The 23,851-nt window shown below is 32.7% G+C and carries 27 protein-coding genes and 1 pseudogene; 6 read left to right on the top strand and 22 right to left on the bottom strand.

Annotated features, from left to right (window positions below):
* Positions 1-17: 17 nt before the first annotated feature.
* Positions 18-722: a DUF4912 domain-containing protein gene (locus ACYQ39_RS00515; protein ID WP_459839916.1), complete on the bottom strand. Its 705-nt coding sequence runs from the start codon at positions 720-722 to the stop codon at positions 18-20.
* A gap of 22 nt (positions 723-744) precedes the next feature.
* Positions 745-2,439, bottom strand: coding sequence for a glycogen synthase GlgA (gene glgA / locus ACYQ39_RS00510; RefSeq protein WP_459839915.1), 1,695 nt, complete (start codon positions 2,437-2,439; stop codon positions 745-747).
* Positions 2,440-2,760: 321 nt separating this feature from the next.
* On the opposite strand from glgA, the gene ACYQ39_RS00505 reads away from it, so the two are divergent.
* On the top strand, positions 2,761-2,892 hold the full coding sequence (locus tag ACYQ39_RS00505; RefSeq protein WP_459839914.1) for a hypothetical protein: 132 nt from the start codon (positions 2,761-2,763) through the stop codon (positions 2,890-2,892).
* A 36-nt stretch (positions 2,893-2,928) separates the two neighbouring features.
* Here the strand turns inward: ACYQ39_RS00505 and ACYQ39_RS00500 are convergent, their stop codons facing one another.
* Positions 2,929-3,975 carry a HEAT repeat domain-containing protein gene (locus tag ACYQ39_RS00500; RefSeq protein WP_459839913.1) on the bottom strand — a complete coding sequence of 349 codons (1,047 nt, stop codon included), beginning with the start codon at positions 3,973-3,975 and terminating at the stop codon, positions 2,929-2,931.
* A 257-nt stretch (positions 3,976-4,232) separates the two neighbouring features.
* Between ACYQ39_RS00500 and ACYQ39_RS00495 the strand changes: the two genes are divergently transcribed.
* From ACYQ39_RS00495 to ACYQ39_RS00485, 3 genes are read left to right on the top strand one after another with little or no spacing between them, the layout of a single operon-like run.
* Positions 4,233-5,474, top strand: coding sequence for an LL-diaminopimelate aminotransferase (locus ACYQ39_RS00495; protein WP_459839912.1), 1,242 nt, complete (start codon positions 4,233-4,235; stop codon positions 5,472-5,474).
* A gap of 60 nt (positions 5,475-5,534) precedes the next feature.
* Positions 5,535-6,260, top strand: coding sequence for an AzlC family ABC transporter permease (locus tag ACYQ39_RS00490; protein WP_459839911.1), 726 nt, complete (start codon positions 5,535-5,537; stop codon positions 6,258-6,260).
* On the top strand, positions 6,260-6,562 hold the full coding sequence (locus ACYQ39_RS00485) for an AzlD domain-containing protein (protein WP_459839910.1): 303 nt from the start codon (positions 6,260-6,262) through the stop codon (positions 6,560-6,562). The genes ACYQ39_RS00490 and ACYQ39_RS00485 overlap by 1 nt, the downstream gene beginning before the upstream one ends.
* Positions 6,563-6,854: 292 nt before the next feature.
* On the opposite strand, the gene ACYQ39_RS00480 is transcribed toward ACYQ39_RS00485, so the two are convergent.
* The 4 genes from ACYQ39_RS00480 to ACYQ39_RS00465 form a co-directional block, all read right to left on the bottom strand.
* Positions 6,855-7,931, bottom strand: a complete 1,077-nt coding sequence (locus ACYQ39_RS00480; protein WP_459841595.1) for a glycerol dehydrogenase — start codon at positions 7,929-7,931, stop codon at positions 6,855-6,857.
* A 117-nt stretch (positions 7,932-8,048) separates the two neighbouring features.
* Positions 8,049-8,327 carry a WDGH domain-containing protein gene (locus ACYQ39_RS00475; protein ID WP_459839909.1) on the bottom strand — a complete coding sequence of 93 codons (279 nt, stop codon included), beginning with the start codon at positions 8,325-8,327 and terminating at the stop codon, positions 8,049-8,051.
* 393 nt (positions 8,328-8,720) lie between these two features.
* Positions 8,721-9,950 carry a family 4 glycosyl hydrolase gene (locus ACYQ39_RS00470; protein WP_459839908.1) on the bottom strand — a complete coding sequence of 410 codons (1,230 nt, stop codon included), beginning with the start codon at positions 9,948-9,950 and terminating at the stop codon, positions 8,721-8,723.
* A gap of 122 nt (positions 9,951-10,072) precedes the next feature.
* A complete protein-coding gene (locus tag ACYQ39_RS00465; RefSeq protein ID WP_459839907.1) occupies positions 10,073-11,173 on the bottom strand; it encodes a GerAB/ArcD/ProY family transporter in 1,101 nt (366 codons plus the stop codon).
* A 167-nt stretch (positions 11,174-11,340) separates the two neighbouring features.
* Here ACYQ39_RS00465 and ACYQ39_RS00460 point away from each other — a divergent pair, with 167 nt between their 5' ends.
* A complete protein-coding gene (locus ACYQ39_RS00460; protein WP_459839906.1) occupies positions 11,341-11,832 on the top strand; it encodes a hypothetical protein in 492 nt (163 codons plus the stop codon).
* Between the two features lie 153 nt (positions 11,833-11,985).
* Here the strand turns inward: ACYQ39_RS00460 and ACYQ39_RS00455 are convergent, their stop codons facing one another.
* The gene (locus ACYQ39_RS00455; RefSeq protein ID WP_459839905.1) at positions 11,986-12,348 is read right to left on the bottom strand and encodes an ArsR/SmtB family transcription factor; all 363 of its coding nucleotides are present in this window, start codon (positions 12,346-12,348) and stop codon (positions 11,986-11,988) included.
* 195 nt (positions 12,349-12,543) lie between these two features.
* Positions 12,544-12,621 (bottom strand): hypothetical protein, encoded by a 78-nt coding sequence (locus tag ACYQ39_RS00450; RefSeq protein WP_459841593.1) that lies wholly within the window; start codon positions 12,619-12,621, stop codon positions 12,544-12,546.
* A 218-nt stretch (positions 12,622-12,839) separates the two neighbouring features.
* Here ACYQ39_RS00450 and ACYQ39_RS00445 point away from each other — a divergent pair, with 218 nt between their 5' ends.
* Positions 12,840-13,199 (top strand): DUF6075 family protein, encoded by a 360-nt coding sequence (locus ACYQ39_RS00445; RefSeq protein ID WP_459839904.1) that lies wholly within the window; start codon positions 12,840-12,842, stop codon positions 13,197-13,199.
* Between the two features lie 54 nt (positions 13,200-13,253).
* On the opposite strand, the gene ulaA is transcribed toward ACYQ39_RS00445, so the two are convergent.
* The 13 genes and pseudogenes from ulaA to ACYQ39_RS00380 form a co-directional block, all read right to left on the bottom strand.
* Positions 13,254-14,531 (bottom strand): PTS ascorbate transporter subunit IIC, encoded by a 1,278-nt coding sequence (gene ulaA, locus ACYQ39_RS00440; RefSeq protein WP_459839903.1) that lies wholly within the window; start codon positions 14,529-14,531, stop codon positions 13,254-13,256.
* A 15-nt stretch (positions 14,532-14,546) separates the two neighbouring features.
* A complete protein-coding gene (locus tag ACYQ39_RS00435; RefSeq protein ID WP_459839902.1) occupies positions 14,547-14,831 on the bottom strand; it encodes a PTS sugar transporter subunit IIB in 285 nt (94 codons plus the stop codon).
* Between the two features lies 1 nt (position 14,832).
* Positions 14,833-15,297, bottom strand: a complete 465-nt coding sequence (locus ACYQ39_RS00430) for a PTS sugar transporter subunit IIA (RefSeq protein WP_459839901.1) — start codon at positions 15,295-15,297, stop codon at positions 14,833-14,835.
* Positions 15,298-15,446: 149 nt separating this feature from the next.
* The gene (locus ACYQ39_RS00425) at positions 15,447-15,743 is read right to left on the bottom strand and encodes a hypothetical protein (RefSeq protein WP_459839900.1); all 297 of its coding nucleotides are present in this window, start codon (positions 15,741-15,743) and stop codon (positions 15,447-15,449) included.
* A gap of 80 nt (positions 15,744-15,823) precedes the next feature.
* A pseudogene (locus ACYQ39_RS00420) lies at positions 15,824-16,154 on the bottom strand (4-hydroxythreonine-4-phosphate dehydrogenase PdxA); the annotation flags it as partial.
* Positions 16,155-16,261: 107 nt separating this feature from the next.
* The gene (locus ACYQ39_RS00415) at positions 16,262-17,287 is read right to left on the bottom strand and encodes an aminoglycoside phosphotransferase family protein (protein ID WP_459839899.1); all 1,026 of its coding nucleotides are present in this window, start codon (positions 17,285-17,287) and stop codon (positions 16,262-16,264) included.
* Positions 17,268-17,990 carry a TIGR04282 family arsenosugar biosynthesis glycosyltransferase gene (locus ACYQ39_RS00410; RefSeq protein WP_459839898.1) on the bottom strand — a complete coding sequence of 241 codons (723 nt, stop codon included), beginning with the start codon at positions 17,988-17,990 and terminating at the stop codon, positions 17,268-17,270. Before ACYQ39_RS00410 ends, ACYQ39_RS00415 begins: the two co-directional genes overlap by 20 nt.
* A gap of 207 nt (positions 17,991-18,197) precedes the next feature.
* Positions 18,198-18,887: a TIGR04283 family arsenosugar biosynthesis glycosyltransferase gene (locus ACYQ39_RS00405; RefSeq protein ID WP_459839897.1), complete on the bottom strand. Its 690-nt coding sequence runs from the start codon at positions 18,885-18,887 to the stop codon at positions 18,198-18,200.
* 6 nt (positions 18,888-18,893) lie between these two features.
* Positions 18,894-19,952 (bottom strand): ABC transporter ATP-binding protein, encoded by a 1,059-nt coding sequence (locus ACYQ39_RS00400; protein ID WP_459839896.1) that lies wholly within the window; start codon positions 19,950-19,952, stop codon positions 18,894-18,896.
* A 34-nt stretch (positions 19,953-19,986) separates the two neighbouring features.
* Positions 19,987-20,793, bottom strand: coding sequence for an ABC transporter permease (locus tag ACYQ39_RS00395; RefSeq protein WP_459839895.1), 807 nt, complete (start codon positions 20,791-20,793; stop codon positions 19,987-19,989).
* A gap of 15 nt (positions 20,794-20,808) precedes the next feature.
* On the bottom strand, positions 20,809-21,681 hold the full coding sequence (locus ACYQ39_RS00390) for an ABC transporter permease (RefSeq protein ID WP_459839894.1): 873 nt from the start codon (positions 21,679-21,681) through the stop codon (positions 20,809-20,811).
* Between the two features lie 27 nt (positions 21,682-21,708).
* Positions 21,709-22,962 carry an ABC transporter substrate-binding protein gene (locus ACYQ39_RS00385; RefSeq protein ID WP_459839893.1) on the bottom strand — a complete coding sequence of 418 codons (1,254 nt, stop codon included), beginning with the start codon at positions 22,960-22,962 and terminating at the stop codon, positions 21,709-21,711.
* Between the two features lie 131 nt (positions 22,963-23,093).
* Positions 23,094-23,831, bottom strand: a complete 738-nt coding sequence (locus ACYQ39_RS00380) for a TVP38/TMEM64 family protein (RefSeq protein ID WP_459839892.1) — start codon at positions 23,829-23,831, stop codon at positions 23,094-23,096.
* Positions 23,832-23,851: the final 20 nt, after the last annotated feature.

Raw genomic sequence — 23,851 nt, 5'->3', positions numbered from 1 at the left:
CCTATAGCTATTATGTATTAACTATAAATTTCACTTGAGCCAGCTAAATCAGAAGATCCTACAAATAATTCAGCTGAGCTATAATCATCTGCTATCTCAGATAAGCTTTCTAAGCCAATTTCTTTTAGCTCTTCTGCCAATTCAACTGAGCTATAATTATCAGTACTACCTAGACCAGATAATAGATAGATTTGTTTCTGTTTCTTTCCTACTGTCATCCAACGTGTATCTGTAATATTACTTACAGAATTACGCGGTTGAGAAGACTTATTAGATGTTAAGAAACTATGGAAGTTTCCTTCATTATCTAAAATACCTAATTTGACCTGATAAGTATGGCCTGGTTCTAAATCATTTAAATACCAATCATTGACATCTAATGTTATATCAAGGTCATGACTATTATCTACAGTTAAATCATACACTCTTAAAACCAAATCTGCTTGGTTAACATCTTCATAACCAGCCTTATAAGCAACTTTATTAAGCTGATCAAAACTATAATCCCAGTATAAATAAGATGTAGTAGGATTCTTAACCTGTAACGCCAATTTATTGATTCCATACTTGTCAGGAATCTGATATAGATTGATAATATCAACTTCTGAATCTTGATCTTCCTGTTTCTTTTGAGCTACTCCACTTGTTTGTGAGCTTGCTTGACTACCTAAATACTCTTGCTCTTCTAACTGCTCTCTACTCAATTCTTTAACCTTAGTCATCAAATCTACCTCCTTATTAACATTAACAACTTATATTATCACTTATTCTCTGAAACAGACTACTTCCTATTCCAGATACTTTCTTTAATTCACGGCGATTAGCAAAAGCTCCATTCTGCTTACGATATTGAACAATTCTTTTTGCCAATGCCGGGCCAACTCCAGGCAACTGCTTTAAATCATATTCATTAACCTGATTAATATTAACTACTTTTCTAGTAACCTCCTCTTTATATAATTCTTGTTCCTCCTTTCTCTCTTTAGAATCTTCTGCTGTTAACTTATCATAAAGATCAAGATATTCCTTAGCAGAGTTCTTCCAGCTATAATCTCCTGTCATTGCCCTATTAACTAACTTATTCCAAACCTTAGGTTGATTATAATAAAAATCAACTGCTCGCCTAATAGTAAATAACATATCATGAGCATTATAATTAGTGAAACTAAATCCATTTCCTTGACCAGTATCTTCATCATAAGATTGAATAGTATCATTTAAGCCACCTGTCTCACGAACAACAGGAATTGTACCATAACGTAGACTAATTAACTGCCCTAAACCACATGGTTCAAACTTAGATGGCATTAAAAACATATCACTACTAGCATAAATTTTACGAGCTAATGCTCCATCATATTTAATGTTGGCTGTCATCTTATCAGGATAGCGATTACCTAGTTTACTAAATATCTTCTCATACTTATCAGCTCCAGTACCTAACAAGACAAATTGAAGATCTTCTTGTAATAAGTCATCAAGTACACAAGCCAACAGGTCCAAGCCCTTCTGATCAACTAGTCGAGAAACTAAACCAATAACAGGTACATCTTCTCGCTGTGGTAGTCCCATCTCCTTTTGTAAAGCTAACTTATTATCTAATTTACCAGCTACATCATCAGCACTATAATTATCATAAATATCTTCATCTGTTGCTGGGTTGTAGTCATCATAATCAATACCATTTACAATACCATATAAATCATTATCATTCATTCGCATCACATAGTCTAATCCTTCACCAAAGTAAGGTGTTTTAATCTCTTGGGCATAAGTTTTACTAACTGTATTAACAACATCTGACATATTAATCCCCATCTTCATATAATTCACACAGCCATCGTGGCGTACAACTCCAGAAATCCAGTGCTTAGAATCTAGAGCCAAAGTATCTTCTAGAATATCTCTTCCAAAAATGCCTTGATAACGTAAGTTATGAATTGTATAAACTGTCTTAATATCTTTATAGAAGTCATAAATCTGATAATTTTCCTTCAACATCATACTTAAAGGACCAGTCTGCCAATCATTACAGTGAATAATATCTGGTTGAAAATCAAGCTTAGGTAACATTTCTAATACAGCTCGACAGAAGTAAGCAAATCTAATATGCTTATCTTTACCTTCATACAGTGTTGGAGAATCAAAATAATTCTTATTATCAATAAAGTAGGTAGTTACTCCATTATTCTCTAGACTATTAACTCCTACATATTTGTCTCTCCAGCCAACCTTAGTTCTAAAATGAAGCTTATGCTCTAATTCAACCAAATATTCGTCAGAAATTTGACTATACTCAGGCATTACTACTCTAACATCATGACCTAACTCTTTTAATTCTTGTGGTAGTGAACCTGCTACATCTGCTAATCCACCAGTTTTAGCAAAAGGGACTACTTCTGATGATACAAACAAAATTTTCTTTCTTTCTTCTTTCATTTTACTACCTCCAAATCTATAATTAGGATTTAATAGTTATAAAATTGAATTTATAGTTAACTTTCTCAGCAAGTCAATTAAATTATAATACCATATCCATTAATTGTCAAACATTATTCTCTTTTGGAAATGAGACCTGCTGCTTTATTAAGATGAATTTATTTTTTTAATAATTTAATTAAAATTTAAAAAAAGTATTAACAAATTAGAATAAATTAGATATAATATAAGTGAGAAGAAAAGTAATCTAGTAGGTGTCTCATCTAAAATACTAAAGTATTGAGTAGCCGAGCAAGTAATAGAACTTGTGAGGTGAATAATATGTGTTATGAAGGCAGTTTTTATTATGTAAAGTCTTGCAAACAAGAAGAAGATCGAGACGCCCATCATGTAGAACTAGAACACAAAGCAGCAGATAAGTCACAACAAAAAAAGCGTAAGCTAAAAAAATAGACTGGAGGCTAGCCTCCAGTCCTTTCTATCTCTCTCTTATCCTATTAATTCTTCTTGATCAGACTCTTCTACCACTCGTAATAAATTAGAATCTTCATCTAATTTACCAGCCTGATAAGCTTCCTTAACAAACTTGATTAATTCTAAAGTATCAACTTGTTCTAAGCAACTGATTATCTCTGGAATTTCTTCTTCTTCGGCAGCCAAAATTAAATACTTAATACCTGGCTCTCCAGACTGCAATAAAGCCCTAGCAGCATTATTTCTTACAATTCCACTGCTATCACGAAGCATATGGTAGAGATAGGTTAAAACTTGAGGTTTCTCAACTTGCCCCAATAACTTAACTATCTGGGCTCTAACATGACAGTCATCATCATTAAGGGCCTGCAATAATTCATTAAAGACTTCTGGCTGATCTATAAATTGGGCCAAGCTTTTAGCAGCACTAACTCTTATCTCAGATTGAGAAGAATCAGCTAGTATTTCTAATAAAGGATTAATAGCTTCTTCAGCACCTATTTCCCCTAATAATTTAATAATCCAACTCAAATGTTGGTTATCTGAATTAAGCAATTCTAATAATTTAGGTACACATTCTTCTCCTAAATTACAAAAACTCTTTTTTAATGTCTGCTGCACTGAAACTTCATTACAATAATCTAAATAATCAACTAAAGTAATAGCTGCTTTTGAATTATTTATCTGAGCTAAATTCTTAATTACTAACTTTTTAACCTCCTTATCATCAACATATAAGAAAGGTATAACATAGTCAACTGCTTGTGGAGTACCAATTTCAAATAAAGTAAGTACAGCCCTTTCTTTATCTTCTTTTGTTGCTATAATCCCTTCTTGTAATACTTGCTGTAAAAATTGATTATTAATTAATACTTGTTTAACCTGTTGGTAAGTACTCTTATCTAAATCCTTATGCCCTTCTAAGATTAATCTTTCTTTAATTAATATATTACTTAAATTATCAATCTCAGCTAAACCTCTCTTTAAATCAACTCTTAATTTTTGTACTACATCCTCATAATCAATATCTGTCTCTATATTTCGATTATTAAATAAGATCAATAATCCAATTATTAGTCCACCACTCAATGATAATATAAAAAAATTATGATCTTGTATTAATAGCTCTAAATACGAAATAATATCTCCCCCCCTTATCTCCTAATTCAAAGTCTATCTATTAATTTCGACAATAATAATCTCTTCCCTGCAAAATTAAACAAAAAAATATTTTTATAATTTTGACTAAAACATTTGAATAATAGAAAAAATATTATATAATATTATATTGAACATTATAGAGAAGGGAGAATCTACATATGCCAGAAGAAAGTTATATTCAAAATTTATTTGCAGAAAGAATTGGCGGTAAACAGTTTGGTAAAGATAATGATATTTATAAGTTTGAAAAGATTAAGCGAGCTAAAAGACAAGCTAAAGAAGAAAATCCTAATATCGAGTTAATTGATTTAGGTGTTGGTGAACCAGATTGGATGGCTGATGAAGGAGTAGTAGAAAAATTATATGAAGAAGCTCAAAAGCCTGAAAATAGGTTCTATGCTGATAATGGGATTCAAGAATTTAAGGATGCTGCAGTTAATTACATGGAAGAAGTATTTGGGGTAACTGGATTAGATAATGAAACTGAAGTAAACCATTCTATTGGATCTAAGCCAGCTTTAGCTATGCTTCCTAGCGCTTTCATCAATCCAGGAGATATTACAATTATGACTACTCCAGGATATCCAGTGCTAGGAACTCATACCGAATGGTATGAAGGAAAAGTAGTTGAATTACCTCTACTTCAAGAGAATAATTTCTTACCTGATTTAGATAGTTTAACTGATGAACAAAAAGAGAAAGCAAAACTTTTATACTTAAATTATCCTAATAATCCTACTGGAGCTTCTGCTACTCGAGAGTTTTTCGAAGAAGTAATTGAATTTGCTAAAGAGAATGATATTGTAGTTATTCATGATGCTGCATATGCTGGATTAGTATTTGATGATACTGAACCACTTAGTTTCTTATCTGTTCCAGGAGCTAAAGAAGTAGGAATTGAAATTCAATCTCTGTCTAAGTCCTTTAATATGACTGGTTGGAGACTAGCCTTTGTAGTAGGTAATGAAAAAGTAGTCAAAGCATTTGCTACTGTTAAAGATAATAATGATTCTGGACAGTTTAGAGCTATTCAAAAAGCTGGAGTTTATGCTCTGAATCATCCTGAAATCACAGAAAAGACTGCTAAGAAGTATTCTCGTCGTCATGAAAAGTTAGCTGAAACTCTACGAGAAGTTGGTTTTGACGCTAAAAAGCCAAAAGGTTCTTTCTATATGTATGTTGAGATTCCTAAAGGAACAAAAGATGGTAGAGAATTTGAAAATGCTGAAGAATTTAGTCAGTTTTTAATCAAAGAAAAATTACTATCTACTGTACCTTGGGATGATGCTGGTAACTTTGTTCGGTTCTCAGTTACATTTGAAGCTGAAGATAAAGAAGAAGAAGAAAGAATCTTGGCAGAAATTAAAGATAGATTATCTGAAGTTGAATTTGTATTTTAAATAGCTAAGATTAAGGACACGGTAACCCGTGTCCTTTATTTTATATTGGAGGTAATATAAATGAAGAATGGTAATATAGGAGCAGAAAATAGTAGTAATCTAACCTTCCTATCAGGTATTAAAGAAGGTCTTCCTATTGCTTTAGGTTATATACCAATAGCAATTACTTTTGGACTGCTATCTAATTCAGCTGATATTCCTAATTATATTAGTATTATAATGTCAGTATTGGTCTTTGCTGGAGCAAGTCAATTTGTAGCTGTTAAATTATTAGCACTAGGTACAAGTATAGGACAGATTATACTAACTACATTTATTATTAATTTACGACATTTTTTAATGACAGCATCTATTTCACAAAGAATCAAACCAGGTACTTCTAAAAAATTAAGATCACTTTTAGCCTTTGGAATTACTGATGAAACCTTTTCTGTCTCTTCTTTACGGCCCGAAGAAGAATTAGCTCCTTACTTCATATTAGGGTTAAATTTAATCAGTTATAGTGCCTGGGTTGGAGGTACAGCCCTAGGGGTCTTTTTAGGAACAAAATTACCACCAGTAATCCAAAGTAGCATGGGAATTGCCTTATATGCTATGTTTATTGGTTTATTAATTCCAAGTATTAAAGAATCAATACCTCTATTAACAGTTGCATTACTTGCTATGGCAATTAATGCAAACTTAAATCAATTTACTTCTCTTTCAGAAGCAGGAAGTATTATTATTACAACAATGATAGCTTCACTACTTGGTGCTTTATTATTTTCTAAGGAGGAAGAAAAATAATGGATTCTTTATGGTTACTTATAATTGGAATGGCAGTTGTAACTTACATTCCTAGAATGTTTCCTTTAGTTCTATTACAAAAGATTAAATTACCGTCTTTTATTAAGCAAATCTTAGAGTTTATCCCCTATGCAGCTTTAGGAGCATTAATCTTTCCTGGTATCTTATCTTCAACTGGAACAGTTCAATCTGCAATGCTAGGAGGAATGGTTGCTATTATTCTAGCCTTTTATCGTTTTAACTTATTACTGATAGTCTTAAGTAGTATTTTAGGAGTTTATTTAGAAAAAGTTCTATTATAATAAAAAGTATACCCTAAAGGGTATACTTGATTATTGATTCTATTATTTATCTTTTAAAGATTTATCCTTTATATCTACTAAAAGATCACCTTCAGTAGTTATTACTTTACTGACTCAATTGTAACACCATAACCTCCTGATGGTTTCTCTCTAGCACCTATTTAGAATAGATTATGAAATTATTTTCTTTCTTTTTAATAATCCATATATTAAAAAAATAGACCAACTGATAATAGTTGGCCCTGAATAAATTTACAGTTTTGTATACAAGCTTGGTAGATCTCCTTTTCTTTTATGCTCCTAATTTATTTGCTGTTAAAATAGCATCTTGAACCATATCTGCAGTTGCTTCAAAAGGTAGATTATCCATTGTTTCATCTTCAGCACAGCTAGCTTTAGCTATTTCTAATATGTCTTCTTCAGCTACTTTCTCAATTCCTAGATCAGATAAAGTAGTTGGTAACCCAATTCTTTGACAGAAGTTAATAACTTCTGTAATTACAGCAGGCTCTCTATCTTCTAAAACTAACTGGACAATAGTAGCAAAAGCTACCTTTTCACCATGAGATTTATTATGAGTTGTTTCTAAAGCTGTCAGACCATTATGAATAGCATGAGCTGCTGCTAAGCCACCACTTTCAAATCCTAATCCACTTAATAACGTATTAGATTCTACTATCTTTTCTACAGCTTCAGTAACTACTCCAGCCTCTACCGCCTTTTTAGCATCTGCTCCATACTCTAATAAAGTATCATAACATAACCGGGCCAACTCTAAAGCAGCTACAGTCTGACTACCACCAGCTAGATTACCTACTTGAGCTACAGCACATGCATCGGCCTCAAAATAGGTAGCTAAGGCATCCCCCATACCAGAAACTAAAAATCTAACAGGGGCTTGAGCAATAATTTGTGTATCCATAACTACTAATTCTGGATTAGAAGGTAAAGTTAAATATTTCTCAAAAACTCCTTCTTCAGTATAAATTACTGATAAAGCACTACAAGGAGCATCACTAGCAGCAATTGTTGGTACAATTCCTACTGGTAACTTTGCATAATAAGCAACAGCTTTAGCAGTATCTAAAACCTTACCTCCTCCAATTCCAACTACTATTTCAACTTCTTCAGCCTGGGCCAACTCCTTTAAACGATCAATCTCTAGCATAGAACATTCACCAGTAAACTCTTCTAACAATATCTGTTTACCTTCTAATCCTTCTTGAATCTGATCTTCAAATAAATCTAAAACTATAGGATCACAAATAACTAATACCTTATCTCCTAAATCAGCTATATAATCATCAAGTTCTTGTAAAGTTCCTTTACCTTGCACATACTTACTAGGACAAGTTAATATCTTAGCGATACTATCACCCTTTCTTTATTCTTTATATAAATTTAACCATTTTATGTATAATATTCTGTAATTCATATATTAATCCTGCAAAAAAAGAAAAAGGCTACCTCTAAGAGATAGCCAAAATTAAATACAGTCTAAATATCTATCTATTCTTTTATACTTTTCTTGAGTACTATGACCATCCCAGGCCTTAGTATGTTCTGGCATATGCCAGCTTACTTGTCCAGTTGGTAGTTCAATATAAACAACTGGATATTCAGGCTTAGTATAGTCCATTCTAATTCCTGCTTCATATCCTTTCTCTAGAGCCAAAGACATAGCCTTAATTACTGCTTTATTTCTTGCCTCATAATCTTGTTTATCAGTCTGCTTGATCTTTTTTAATGTTTCTTCTAAAGTCATTACTCTTATAACCCTACTTTCTAAAAAATATTCTGCTTATATATTACCATAAATCATAATTAACATCAACAATCTACTATTGTAACTTATTAGATAAGTTTATTTTTACTAATGAGACATTATTGATATTAAAATTTTACCCTATATCAATTGTCATGAGCTATGGGCTGTAAGTCGTGAGCCCAATCAACACCAAAACAATAAGTCTACTTCAAATCACCTTTAGAATATGAGACTATAGAGTTCTAAATTTTTATTTTAAAGGTTTTGATTTAGCTCATAGCTCAAAGCACACGACACACAACTATGTCACCTGGGGTAACATAATATATTACTTAAGCCACAATTTTACAATTAAAATCAGATATTAAATTTCTTTTTCAACTATCTATGCTATCGAGCCAAATCATTCTCCCAGATTTGATAAGCAGTATCATAATCAGGCACTTGTGGATTGGCTACTAAGGCTTTTAGAATATCACCTTTAGTTTGACTTAAAGCAGCTTGCGTAGCTAAGTTACGATAATTAGCTGCTTGCTGAATTAAAGTCTTGATTTCTGCTGGCAGTTCTGGTACTTGTAGTGGTTTAATTCCAGCTGAATTAACTACTGCTGGAAGTTCAACAACTACTTCATTATCTACTCCATCAACCAAACCATTATTAGATAGATTAACTATAAATTCTTCTGTTTGTGATCCTTCTAAAGCAGCAATTAAAGGTACAATTACATCAGAATACCAGATTGCCCCCCGGTCATAAATCTGCTCTGGAATCTCAGTTAGATCCTCTTCTAGACTCTGAGTAATCTCTCCTTGTGTACCTAAAAGTTCATTGGCCCTTAATTCATCTTTAGCTTGAACTTTCTCTACTTGTTGCGCATGGTGATAATAATATTTAAGATATGGTAGTGGAATAGCACCTAAGTTTCTAACAAAGTCACTATCAACATCTAATCCTAACTCCTCTACTTTAGTCAATAATTCCTCTAGCTTATCTTCTCCATCAACATAGACTCCAGTATACCAACCTAAGTGATTTAAACCTTGGTAATCTACATCTACCTGAGCAGGGTCAACATCTAATAAATCAGCTATCTTGCCAATAATACCAACTGGCAGATCACAGACACTAACTACATTTACATCAGTTCTACTTTCAATAGCCTGCTGGACAATACTAGCTGGATTAGTTAGATTAATTAATAAAGAATCTGGAGCATACTCTTCTATCTCTTTAGCTAATTCCATCATAACAGGTACTGTCCGTAAAGCATTAGCAAATCCTCCTGGGCCAACTGTCTCCTCACCAATAATATCATACTCTAATGGAAAAGCCTCATCATTGGCCCTAGCCTTCATACCTCCTACTCGAATCTGACAGAGTATATAGTCAGCATCTATTAAAGCCTGTTGGCGATTAGTTGTATATGTAACGTCAAAATCATAGTCTGATTGATCAATTAGATTCTGACATAACTTACCTATCTTCTCTAGTTTAGGTTCTGTTCTTCCATTTAAACAGATTTCATCATAATCAACTTCATGTTTACTATTAATAATTGCATCAAATAATAATGGTGTGTATAATCCACTCCCACCAATAACTGTTAATTTACTTCCCATCTTAATTCCCCCTCTTCTATGTCCTTTAACTTCTTGATCAAAGTCTAAATTCCTGTAAATAACCTCTTTTTAAGTTTTAATAATATATTTAGTCGCTCCTTTAAGAGAGCGACTTTATCAGTTTAATTATTATCTTTTTTAAACCAAGTAACTACCAATAATATTGTAGGGATAATAATTTGAAAAGACAGATGCATATATTCCATCAGATTTTCTACTCTTGGGCCAAAACTATTGATCCATTTATAAAAGGATATTCCAGTAAAAGGAACATATAAAAATATTAACAACAATATCCCAAAGAAGATATGAACTAAAAGTTTATTGTCAATATTAAATCCTGTAATAACTATCATTATACTACCATAAAAGAAGGGAACCATTTTATAGAATCCTAACATTAATAGTATAAGAACAATTATAACATCTACATTTCCTAGTAATTCTACTTGAATCACCTGACTTACTATCATATTAGCTACATATGCTATCCTAGCTAATTTAACTCCTAATACAGATAACATTATAACTAACCCAAAGGTAATTATCAATCCAGCAATTGTCATAGCTAAAAGTGAGATCTTAAAGATGCTTTTTTTAGATTTTACATATTTCCAGAACATTAAAAAAAGAACTAGATCACCAAAAGGAAATATTATTAATTCAGGTATTGCGGCTTTAATTACAGGTTGGATTCCATTACTTAGTACTGGTTGTAATCTCTGAAAATCAACTATTCCTGAACTAAAAACCAATATATATACGATAATTATAAATAATAATACCAGTGACATTATTACTTGAGATACTCTTGCTACAACTTCAGCTCCTGAAAATATAAGGTGAAGAAAATTGACTATAAGTAAGATACTTATTATAAATTGTGTAGCATTTGGTACAAGATAAAATTGAATAAATTCAGCATACATACTCAAATTTAATAGGGTTATATAAAAGAAATAAGTTGAATATAATAGAATTAAAATATAACCAAACAATCCTCCTACCACTTTAATGATTATTTGAGCTAAGTTATCTTCTGGATAGTAACTCTGTAGCTTAACATAAATCCATAATAATATATAACTTAAAAACATTGCTAACAATAGAGCAATCCAAGCATCTTGTTCGGCTAAATTAACTCCTAAAGCATAAAGCCCTGTGTTACCAAGTACAAATATTAATACTAGACAGAATAAAGCCCGGTTCCCAATTATCTGCACGCTAGTTTCACCTACTATTATAATTCTTTTTCCTTACACACTAAATATTATCTCATAAAAACCAACTTTTATTATTATATTCAAACCATTTTTTTCTAACAGGAAATAGGTAACTAAATTAGAATATATATAATGACAATATATTTAATAAACTAGGAGGAATATTGGTGAAAAGATTGATAGCTATTTGTTCTATAATTACAACTTTATTTTTATTTACTGGAACCTCACTAGCTTTTACTACTCCAGAAGTTTCTTATAATCATGGCGTAGTAACTGGTATGATAATTAGTGATAATGGACTAACACTAGAAGGAAAATATGGTCTTACATCGGAAATAGCTTTAATAGGTGAATTTGGAGATTATTTCTCAAGAATTGGAGGGAAGTATCAAGTAGGTCCCAGTCTTGCTCTAGTAGCAGGAATTACTGAAGACAGTCCCTTTCTTGGTATCAATGGAGCTAGAATGATCACTAATGATCTGACTGGAGTTTATGAAGTTGATTTATCAACATATGGACATGATTTATCAGTCCATTATGACCTAGGAGTTAAACTTGATTTAGATAATCAAGTTGATTTAAGAGCAGGACTTGATGGTTTTATTGGCAACGAACATTTTACTGGATTAAAGATTGGAGTAGGATATAAATTCTAGAATCTATTTCTTATATTCTTAAAGAAGGAGTCTACCAAAGTAGGCTTCTTCTTTTTCTTACTGCTTTTATAGCCTCAGTTTTAGGTGCTGTAACTATTCCTGCTTTACTCACTAAAAACTTTGTAGCTGACTTAGATTATGTCAATAATAAGATTAGTTTTCTTCTAGTACATGTTCTAATCCTTGATTAAATAAACGCCAAATATGACAGTCATCTAGAGAATAATAAACAACCCTTCCTTCTTTTCTATATTTCACCAAATTTAAATCACGCATCTTCCGTAGTTGATGGGAGATAGCTGATTGGCTCATATCTAATATTTCTGAGATATCACAGACACATAATTCTTTATTAGCTAACGCATTGATAATTTTAATTCGAGTCGGATCACTTAACACCTTAAAAGTAGCAGCTAACTGCTTAATTGTTTCTTCTGATAGTTCCTCATCTCTTATTTGCTGAATTGCTCCTTGATGAAGACAATACTCTTCACAGACTAATATATCATCACCCATTTAAATTCCTCCTCTGAAATAATAATCAATTATGTACTACTATTTTATTAGCCATCTTACCTATTGTCAAATGAAACACAGAAGCACGTTGCCTCTGTGTTTCTAAATAGATAAAACTTCTATTCTTGATTTCTCATTATCTACTTGCCACTGCCTCCATATCTCTCCTGAATACCTAGGATCACTAAATAAGGTCTATTCTCCATCAGTCCAATTAGCTGGTAATACTTCCCCAGTTACTTCATTATGCTGAAGAGCTTTAAGTTTTCTTATTATTTCTTCTATATTCCTTACTAATTGTTAAAATCTCAGCATTTAAACTAGTAAACTCATTTATATTTTTAGTTTAACCTTTTTAAGAGAATATATTTTAAATTGCAGTTTATCTATTTTTGTGTATATTAGTAGTAGATTAATATCATAATAATGATTAGGTGATAAAATGAAAAAAGTGAAAGGTTGCAAGTGAATATTAAAGGAGTAGATAATTAATGGATTTTCTTAATCAAGAACATAGATCAGCCTACTACACAGCTTTAGAACAAGCTCAAAGAAATGATGCATGTCACAAATCACTTTTTTATCTAGTTACTGGCAATCAAAAGTTAAGAAGTAAATTAAAACAAGGAGAGTTATATGACTTTGAATATAAAATGATAAAACCTCAATCGATACATAACCATTGGCTACCAACTAGTGAGCACTGCTTACTACATCTTGCTCATAACTTATTTACTGGTGATTCTGGCATGTCAGTTAATGATACTCTAGATCCACTTGATGAAATAAATACTGAGTTGGCTCTAAATGCTATCCAGCTAAGATATAGACCTGATACTATGTCGGTCTAAATATAAAACAGCTACCAAAATTGGTAGCTGTTTTATATTATCCTTTTTATAAGATCAACCTCCAATTAAATGTAATAACCCTGTAAATATTGGCCCTAATATAGCATAAAATGGATCACCAAAAGTAGTTCCAGCTTGTTCTAACATTCCTGACATAGGAATTAAAATTGCAGTACCTAACGAAAGTAATACTCCCCCTACAAAAGAACCTAAAATAGCACCTTTCCAACCTCCAGTAGAATTACCAAAAACTCCAGCTGCTCCCCCAGCAAAAAAAGCTGGAACAATTGCAGGTAAAATAATAATTGGCGCATTAAATAAAATCAAAATAAACATTCCTATAATTGTACCAACAGTACTAGATAAAAAACCAATTAATAAAGCAGTAGGAGCATCATTAAATATAATTGGACAATCTAAAGCTGGACGAGCACCAGGAACAACCTTTTGAGAGATACCTTCAAAAGCAGGAACAATCTCACCTAACATCATTCTAACCCCTGATAAAATAACAGTAACCCCAGCGGCAAATTCAAACCCATGCATTAAAGAAAAAACTATAAAATTAGTACCATTACTAATATTTTCTTGCACATTTTCTGGCCCAGCTAATAAAGTCAAAATCAAAAAAATAGGAGCCATTGTAATAGCCATTGAAACTGTACTATCCCTAAAGAAACTTAATCCTTCAGGCAATTCTATTTCCTCTGCATCTCTAGTATCTTCTTTAAATAAATTACCAAGCCAACCAGAAATAACATTACCAATTGCTCCAGTATGACCAAAGGCAATATTATCATGGCCTTTTATCTTGCGCATAAAGGGTTGAGTTAGAGCTGGCATAAAAGTAAAGTATAAACCAGCACAGAGACTACCTATAACTACTAATGTTATTCCACTAAAACCAGCTACTGAAACTAATACAGCAGCTAAAAATAAAGATATATATAACATAATATGACCAGTTAAGAAAATATATTTGTATCTAGTCATTCTAGCTAAAATTAAATTTACTATAAATCCACCAATCATAATTAAAGCGCCTTGAGTTCCCACTTGTTTCATAGCAATTGAAATTACAGCTTCATTATTAGGAACAACACCTTTAACATTCAAAGTCTCCTGTAATAAATCTCCCATAGGAGCTAAAGCACCAACAACTGCTCCAGCACCAACTCCAATAATTAAAAAACCAATTGTAGTCTTTAGAGTTCCAGAAACAACTTTAGTTAGTTTTTCTTTTTGAATTATTAAGCCAACTAAAGCTACTAACCCAATCAGAACTGCTGGGTCCCCTAGGATCTGTTTAACAAATACATTAATAACTCCCACAAATATCACCTCTTTCTATAAATTTAAATCATTCAAAGCTTGAATTATCTTCTCTTCTACTTCCTCTATATTTGAGAAATCATTAATAACTACAATCTTATCTCGGTCATGTTGTTCAACTAACTTAGTAACAATGTCAGGAAAGGTAACAAATAAATCAGCATTTAACCCTGTAGATTCACTTAAACTTACTGTATCTACTTCCGCTTCTTTTTCTAAATTCTTTAATACTTTCCGAATATTAATTTTAAGCATCATACTACTACCTAATCCATGACCACAAACAGCATAAATCTTCACTTTATCCCTCCTTATTCTCATCTATAGTTTTTTCTAAATATTGATATAACTCTTGAACACTACTTTTTTGGTACATATCATTGATAGAATTAGATTTCATCAAAATAGTCACTAATTGAGATATTGCTTTGATATGTTTTTTTTGATCTACTGCTCCAAGTGCAAAAACTACTTTAACTGGATCATTAGTCTGATGTCCAAACTCTACTGGGGAATTAAGAGTAATTAAACTCATACCTAATTCCTTGACTCCATCTTCTGGTCGAGCATGTAAAAGAGCTATTCCTGGAGCTATAACTACATAAGGCCCTTTATCTATAATAGAATCTATCATTGCCTGAATATACTGCGGTTCTATTAAATTATCTTGTAAAAGTAGATTTCCTGCTTCATTAGTTACTTCACGCCAATCACTAGCCTTAACTTTAATTTCTATTCGCTTTTTAGTTAATAAATCCAATAACATATATTGTCCTCCTTACCTAATAATTCATGTATTACTATATTTTATAAGTTGCAGAAACAAAAAAGAAGGTTTAATTAACTATATTTTTTCTAAAATAATTATACATAAAAAAGGGGAGTAGCCAGTTGGCTACTCCCCTTTTTCTTAAACTATCCTTTCATCTGCTCTAAAGCAAGCTTGACACCTTGACGATAAAAATCATTAACTTCATAATTACCTTCTTTATTCATTGCTTGTTTTACATAATCAGTTCTAGCTGCTTGCTGTAAATTATTTTCAATAACAACCTTCTCTTCTGAAATATATTCTACTAAATCCGCCGCCCCAAATTTCTTATCTAAGAAATTATTATAGATAATACAGAGAAGTTCATAAACCTCTTTGGATATCTGACCTTCCTGATAATCCTTACGAACTTGCCCAGGAAGCATAAATTCTTTGCTCATTCTATCCCTCCTTATTAGATTCATTATTCATTTTAGCCATCTAGTATGATTTTTCCTCTATTAATCTTTAACTATGTACCAAAAACTGTACCATGATCCACAGAAGTTCTTAAGAAAGGCATACTATTAGTAATTAAGATTGTCCGTTCAAAGTCTACCATTTTAGTAGCTATATGTCCTTGATCATGATATAGAGATAATACAGCATCATAATTACCATTTAATGCTTGATGAAAGACTGAATCAGCTGAGACTGAGCCAACTATATTATAACCTTTTTTCTGCGCTTCTTCAATAGCAGGTACTATTTGATCTATCTCTTTATCCAAATAAGCCATACTCTCCACCATGAGGATTTAAAGCTGCTATGGCAAACTTTCCATCTTTAACTCCTAATCTTTCTAAAGCCTGATAACTATCTTCTAAATAGGAAATCTGGGTTCTGCCTCCCAAAATGTTAATTTAACAATTTTAGTTATCAAAAAAATTAAAAAAGAGCCCTTATGGGCTCTGTAAAACTATACAAGGTTAGGAAATAAATCTGCTAAAAATTTATCTTGTAAATAGCTATCCATTGTCTTAAAGGTATCATCATTCTTTAATAACCGATCAGATTGTTGATATTCAACCCAAGCCATAGCTGACCAAGAAATACCTCGCATAGCAGAAAATTTATCAAATACATCTAAAGCTTTCTTAACCTCTGCTAATTTTTCATTATCCAAACCTCGTTCATCACAATAAGCTTGTAGAAACATTTTTATATCTTCTTCAGTCAAACGATAATCTGTCTTCCAGAGAGTTGTAGTTGGTACTATAAAGTGGCTTATATCCTGCAGTGGAGAAGTTACTAATGGTTTCTCCCAGTCAACTAAATAGGCATTATTATTCTTATCATCCACTAAAAAGTTTCCTGAATTAACTTCTGTATTAACAATAGAATAAGGAAGTAGCTTCATAATCTCCTCTTCTTCTCTACGCAACTCATCTAGCTCTGCTACCATTCTTTCTAAAAACTGCTTAATATTATCTTTACCTAATGGTGAATCAAGATAAGTAGGCACTAAATTAGAACATTCCTTCCAGATACCAGATAGTGGATCATCTTCAATAATTAACTGGTGTTTTGGAGGAACTTCAACCTCATGTACTTGGGCCAACACCCTAGCAGCTTTAGTTAAATCTCTTCTATAATCTAAGTTTCTCCCTGGCAGATACTCCATCACTAACATTCCTAATGGTAGTTGGTTACAAGAATCATCTAATAATAGAGGCTCAGGAGTTACTCTCGAGCGTTGTAAATAATCAAGGGCCTGATATTCATACTCTATCTGATTATCTAACTGCATCTGACTGCCTGTATTCAACCGTAGTACAAACTTATTCTGATGACCAGTTAATAAAAAATTAATATTATATTCTCCTTGGGCCAAAAAAGAGACTTCAGGAGCCTTATTTAACCCTAACTTCTCTTGTAGTGAATCTTCTTTAACATAACTCTTTACTTGCTTTAATAGCTTTTCTTTACTTAGCTTGTCTCCCATATATTTTTCCTCCTTCCATTAGGTCATCTTCTAATAAATCAGTTACTAAATCAGCTGTAGTTTGAGGATAGCTCTCCCACTTACTATCTATAATCAACTCTTGATAAAGCTCTACTAATTCAGGATAAATATCTATATCCGACCAAGTATCTACTAAACCATAACTTAAATTATGTTCCTTTATCTCTTTTATAGTAGCCTGTAATACATCATTTTCACCAAAGATAATATCATTAAATAAGAAAGAGGCTGGTTCCTTAGTTGCTAATAGATAATAGCCACCATCTTGTGAAGGGCCAACTACTAGATCCTGCCTTTCTAGTTTATCTATAGCAGCTAAAATAACACTAGGTTGTAAAGTAGGTAAGTCACTCCCTAAAATAATCTGTTTATCATTTTCACAGGCTACATAATCTAAAGCATGATACATCTTGGCTCCTAAATTACTACCTCGTTGAGCAAAAAAATGAAAGTCATCAGCTACTAAATCATCAAACATATCCTTTTTACCCTGAGGTGTATAAGTTAGATATAAATTAATATTATCTCTTGCCTCACTAACCTCTGTTAGCATCTGACTTAAATCTTGTAAAAAAGCTTTATGCAGCCTAGCACAGTCTTCTCCAGTCAAATGGGTCTGTAATCTAGTCTTGGTCTGACCAGGAATAGGCGCCCGACTCATTAAGATAACTCCTACCGACATAATCTCACCTCCCCCACTTATTTAGTTTACAGTTTATAGTTAAATCCATAAAATCAAAATATAACTTATAACTATTGCTATTAAGTGTGAGCAACTTTAAGGGCATAAGAATTAAGGATTTGATTTTACTGACACTGATTCCTCACACTATATTTATTGTTTTCAACTGTCAATTGTACATTGTAAATTGTTAACTGTTAATTGATTCTATCTTGCATCACGATATATCTCTCGTAATTTATATGGCTCTACTCCTAATAGATAAAGAAACTTAATCTTATGCATTAACAGAATAGTCTTCCAGATACCAAACTCATGCCATCTTCGGGCCGAAGTATAGATTTTAGACTCCAGCTGGACAAGTTTTCCTTCAACCTTAGCCAGTTTACGAGAGAATTCCCAGTCTTCCATCAATTCTTGGTCTGGATAACCACTTATCTGAGAAAAGATATCAGCCCGTACAAAAATCCCTTGGTCACCAAAGATTAAATTTAGGTATTTGGCCCGCAAGTTAGATGTCCAAGAGATAAATCTAAGTGGCCAGGAATCATCATCTATTTTAAAGCTAAAGCAGCCACCAATCACTCTAGATTCTTGCATAGCAGTATCAATAGCTAACAGAGCATCCTTCTCTAACTGAGAGTCACTGTGCAAGAAGAATAGAATATCTCCCCTAGCTGCTTTGGCCCCTACATTCATCTGATGGCCACGTCCAGCTCTAGTCTGGCAGACTTTATCAGCCAATGGATTGGCTAATTCAACAGTTCTATCTTGACTACCACCATCAACAACTACAATCTCTTTATTTCCAGCCACCTTCTGCACCTGCTTAATAGTAGTTTTAATTGTACTCTCTTCATTTAAAACAGGTATAATTACAGAAATAAGATTTACCATAACAAATCACTCCAGATCCATAAACCAGATATTATCTATATCAACCTTTAATTTAACCTGCTCTCCAACTCTAAAGTCAGAAGGAGGTAAAGCTGTTACTGCTAACTTTTGTTCACCAATATTCACTTGATAAAGAATACGTTCTCCTACAAATTTACGTTCAATAATAGTACCATTTAAGACTTCTCTAGTATCCTCTTCAGTAGTAAGATTAATAAACTCAGGACGAATCATAGCCTTTAACTTTTGACCAGAACTTAAGTTGAAATTAGTAGCCATTGATTGCCGACTAATAGGTAACTGACCTGTTGCAAATTGAAATAAGTCATCTTTTACTTGCCCAGTTAAATAATTCGCCTGCCCAAAGAAGTCAGCTACAAATTTCGTCTTCGGCAATTTATATAATTCTTCTGGACTACCAACCTGCTCGATTTGACCTTGATTCATAACTGCAATTCGATCAGCAATCAACATAGCTTCATCACGGTCATGAGTTACAAAAACAGTAGTCATTTCTTCTTTCAAGTGTAACTTGCGAATTAGCTCTTGCATTTCACCACGTAGATTAGCATCTAAATTACTTAATGGTTCATCTAATAATAAGACTTCTGGATTAATAGCCAAAGCTCTAGCTAAAGCTATACGTTGTTGTTGGCCCCCTGATAACTCACGAGGATAATATTCTTCATAACCTTCTAAATTAACTAAAACCAATAACTCTTTAACTCTCTCTTTCTGTTTAGTACTACTGACTCCTTGCATCTTCAATCCAAAAGAGATATTTTCAGCTACTGTTAAGTGGGGAAATAATAGATAATCTTGAAAGACTAAAACTGCTTCCCTCTCTTCAGTAGAAGTATCCAATACAGATTCACCAGCAAATAATAAATCACCTTGATCTGGCTCTAACAGACCAGCTATTATCTTTAAAGTCGTCGTCTTACCACAACCTGAAGGGCCTAATAAAGCCATAACTTCTCCAGGTTCAATAGTTAAATCTAGGGAATCAATTACTATATCTTGATCAAAACTCTTTGTTAAATCCTGTAGCTTTATTTCTAGCATTATCAATCTCCTTATTAGTTCTGTTAGTACTCCACTACATATAAAACTGATCACTTACTTGATCACTCTTAAATAACCTTTCCATAATTAAAGTAAATACTAAAGCTGCGCCGATAAATACTAAACTATACACAGCAGCTAACATTCTATCTCCACTCTTAACTAGCGGAAATAAGACCATAGGAAAAGTTATTACTTGGCCACCACCAATTAAAAAAGTTAAAAAATACTGACTAAAAGAAACAATAAAGACCATGATTCCAGCTGCAAAAATTCCTGGATAGATCAAAGGTAATGTAACCTTAATAAAAGTCTGCCAACTACTAGCCCCTAATACTCTTGCCTGCTCTTCTAATCTCTTTCCTAGAGCTTCAAAGACATGAGTCAAGATTCGAATTGAATAAGGAATAGTAGGTATTAAATGAACTATAACTACTCCTAATAGATTATCACTTAGTCCATACTTAATAAAATTAACATGGATCCCCATTGTAACAGCCAATGGAGGGACTATTATAGGAGCTAAAACCAATAATTTGACTAACTCTTTACCAGGAAAATCATACAACCCTAATGCTTTAGCAGCAGGGATACTGATTAATAGGGCTAATAAAGTAACCCAGATACCAATTATGAAACTAATTTTTAAGGCCTGCCAACCTTCATTAATAGGATTAATAAAATATTCCCAACCTTCTAAAGTTAATTTCTGAGGTGCTAAATAAGGCCAAGACCAACTATCAGTTACAGACCATATAGCCAAGACTACTAAAGGAATAATTAAAATAAATACTAATGCATATACAGCTATTAGCCTTATTAGTTTAGTTCTATCTATCATTGTTTGTCTCCTCCTCTATTCATAACACAACATCCAATCAAGTATCCGTTTATATATATAGATAAGTCCACAACAGATTACTGTCAGAATCATAGCTATTACCATAGCATATGGTCGTTGGGTCAAGTCTGAGCTAGCATATCTTTGGTAGGCCATAACTGGTAAAGTCTTCGGGTAAGTTGGCCCTAATAAATAAGGAATCTCAAAAGCGCCAAAAGAAAAAGCAAAAACAATAATAAATGCCGAACCAATACTAGGTAAGGATAGTGGAAAATAAATATCCCAGAATATCTGTCGCCTATTGGCTCCTAGATTAGCTGCTACCTGAGTAAATGAACTATTAATATGCTTTAAAACAGTATAAGTTACTAAAGCAACAAAAGGAACTTCTTTCCATAAGTAGACTAAAATGATTCCTATTCCCCAACGATCAAAGACTAACTGAGGAAAGTGTTGTAATTTATCAACTAAACCTAACTGATGTAATAAACGTGATAATAATCCACTCTGAGTAAAGAATAAAAAGACTAATAATGAGGCAACAATATGTGGTACAATAATCGGTAACTTATAGACTAATCTTACTAATTGATGTTTAGGAGACAGTTTAACTAACTGATAAGCTAAAAAGACTCCAATAACTACAGCCACAAAAGCAGAAATCAATGATATATAAATGCTATATCCCAAAGCATCGATAAATTCTGGACTAGATAATATCTCAGTGTAATACTTAAGAGTTATATTCTTTAAACCCAAAAGAGGGAAATAACCAAAGCTTTGGGCCAAAGCTAAAGTTACTCCCCCTAAAAAGAGACCAACTAGTACAGTTAATACTGGTAATAAAAGAAGATATGGTTTCCAAGTTGAATCATTAGCTAATTTCACTATCTATTCCTCCGATCTATAATCTAGCTATTTCCCTACTACCTTTTGCCATTCCTCTTCAATAATAGGAACTAAATGGGCTGGTATTTCAGGTACACTATGAGCATCTAAAGTCTCTTGAGATAAGGTAGCCACTCCTGTATCAACGTTATCTAACTTCTTCTTCTCTTCACTACTCAACTTATCATAATCAAAGACAGGTAACGCTCCCCAGTTAGTTGGCTTATACTTAGATACTTGAGCAGAAAAACTCTCTAAAAAGTTGGCTGTAACTAAAGCTCCTGCTTTATTAGGAGCATTAAAAGGAATAGCTAAAAAGTTAGTATTAGAAATAGTACCTTTCTCTAGCACAAAAGTTCTAGCAGAATCAGGATAATTTCCTTTAGCAATCTTAGATGTAGCTTTACTTGGATCATAGCCCATACTCATCCAGATCTCACCATCGGCAAACATATTATCCAATTGGGCTATTGTAGCTGGATAAGTACTACCTTTACGCCATAAATAAGGCTCTAATTCAGCTAGAAATTCAAGTGCAGGCTGAATATTGGCTCTAAACTCTTCTTTTGACATATCATAATACTGCTTATAACCACCAGTTAAACGATAGATAACATGCCGAACAAAAGCACTCCCAGTAAAGTCAGGTGGAGCAGGATAAGTAAACTTACCTGGATGTTCTTTAATCCAAGATACTAATTTATCAAAACTAGTTGGAGGATTTGTAATTTTGGCTTGATCATAGACAAAAACAAACTGTGCTCTACTATAAGGTGCCTCATAACCTTTAGTTGAAAATCCAAAGTCAGTAGTATTCTTATCAGATCTTTTATCTATATACTTATGATAGTTAGGTAACTCATCAACAAATGGGCCAAATAGTAAGTCATTCTCTTTAGCCGTCTTAAAGTTTTCACCATTAATCCATAATAAATCAATACTTCCCTCTTCTTTTCCAATCTGTTTTTCACCTAATAGCTTATTTAGATAATCATCAGGCCCCATTGGAACTCGATTCAATTCAATATTATACTCTTCTTTCAATTGAGAAACTACATAAGTATCAACCCAATGGTTTATTGTTCTATTTCCACCCCACATATAAAAGTTGACTTCCATTCCTTGAGCCGATTTTACAATCTTATTCCAATCTTGCTTTAATAGATTCTCTTCTGTTGTTTCATTATCATCACTAAAAATCCACCAAGCACTAGCTGTCATAGATAAAGAAATAAGCAAACATGAAACTATAGTCAATATAAACAACTTCTTCTTTTCCACTTTATTCACTCCTTTGATTAATTATAATATCAGCTACCAATTTTATAGCATATTAATTTTAATTTAAACTACAAATTTGATATTATGATAGGCCTATTACTCTATGTAATAGACCTACCTTTAAGAATATACTATTGTGCTACTTCTTCTTCTTCTTCTTCCTCTTCTTCCTCTAATAAGTCACCATTCTTCTTCTTTAACCATTTAGGAATTAAGGAAATAATAAATAATAAGACACCAGCAACTGCTAAATAAGCAATAATCTTGACTGGACTTCCTCCCGAACTAACTGCTCCACCGGCAAATGAGAAAGCTAAACAACCAGGTAACATAAATACAAATGTAGCTAAAGTATAAGAGAATAAATCAATACTTGTCAACGCATACACATAATTTTGCACATTATATGGAAAAACAGGTACTAAACGCGTCAACATTACAAAACGCCATCCTTCTTCTTCTACCCCTTTATCAATCTTCTGTAACTTAGGATTATTCTCTACCATACCTTTTACCATATCACGAGCTACATGCTTACCTGCTAAAAAAGAACAAACTGCTCCAATAGTTGCTCCAAAAATAGTGTACAATGTTCCCATCCAAGGGCCAAACAACAGACCTCCTACTAAACCTAAAGCACCACCTGGTAGTAAGAAGACAGCTGAAGCAACCCATAACAAGATAAATACTACTGGTCCCCAAGCGCCCAATCCATCTATTGCTACTTTAAGCTTTTGCGGGTCTTTAAAATACTTCATATATCCCATCTGGTTAACAAACAATATAACAGCAGCAATTACTAATACAAAAGCTACTATCTTACCATAGCCACCTTTCTTTTCTTCCTGAGCTTTAGACTCTTTACTCATCTATATAGCCTCCTCTATAA

The organism is Halanaerocella petrolearia, assembly GCF_054657875.1.
The sequence above is the reverse complement of the archived record's forward strand: the minus strand, read 5'-3'. Positions and strand labels throughout refer to the sequence as shown.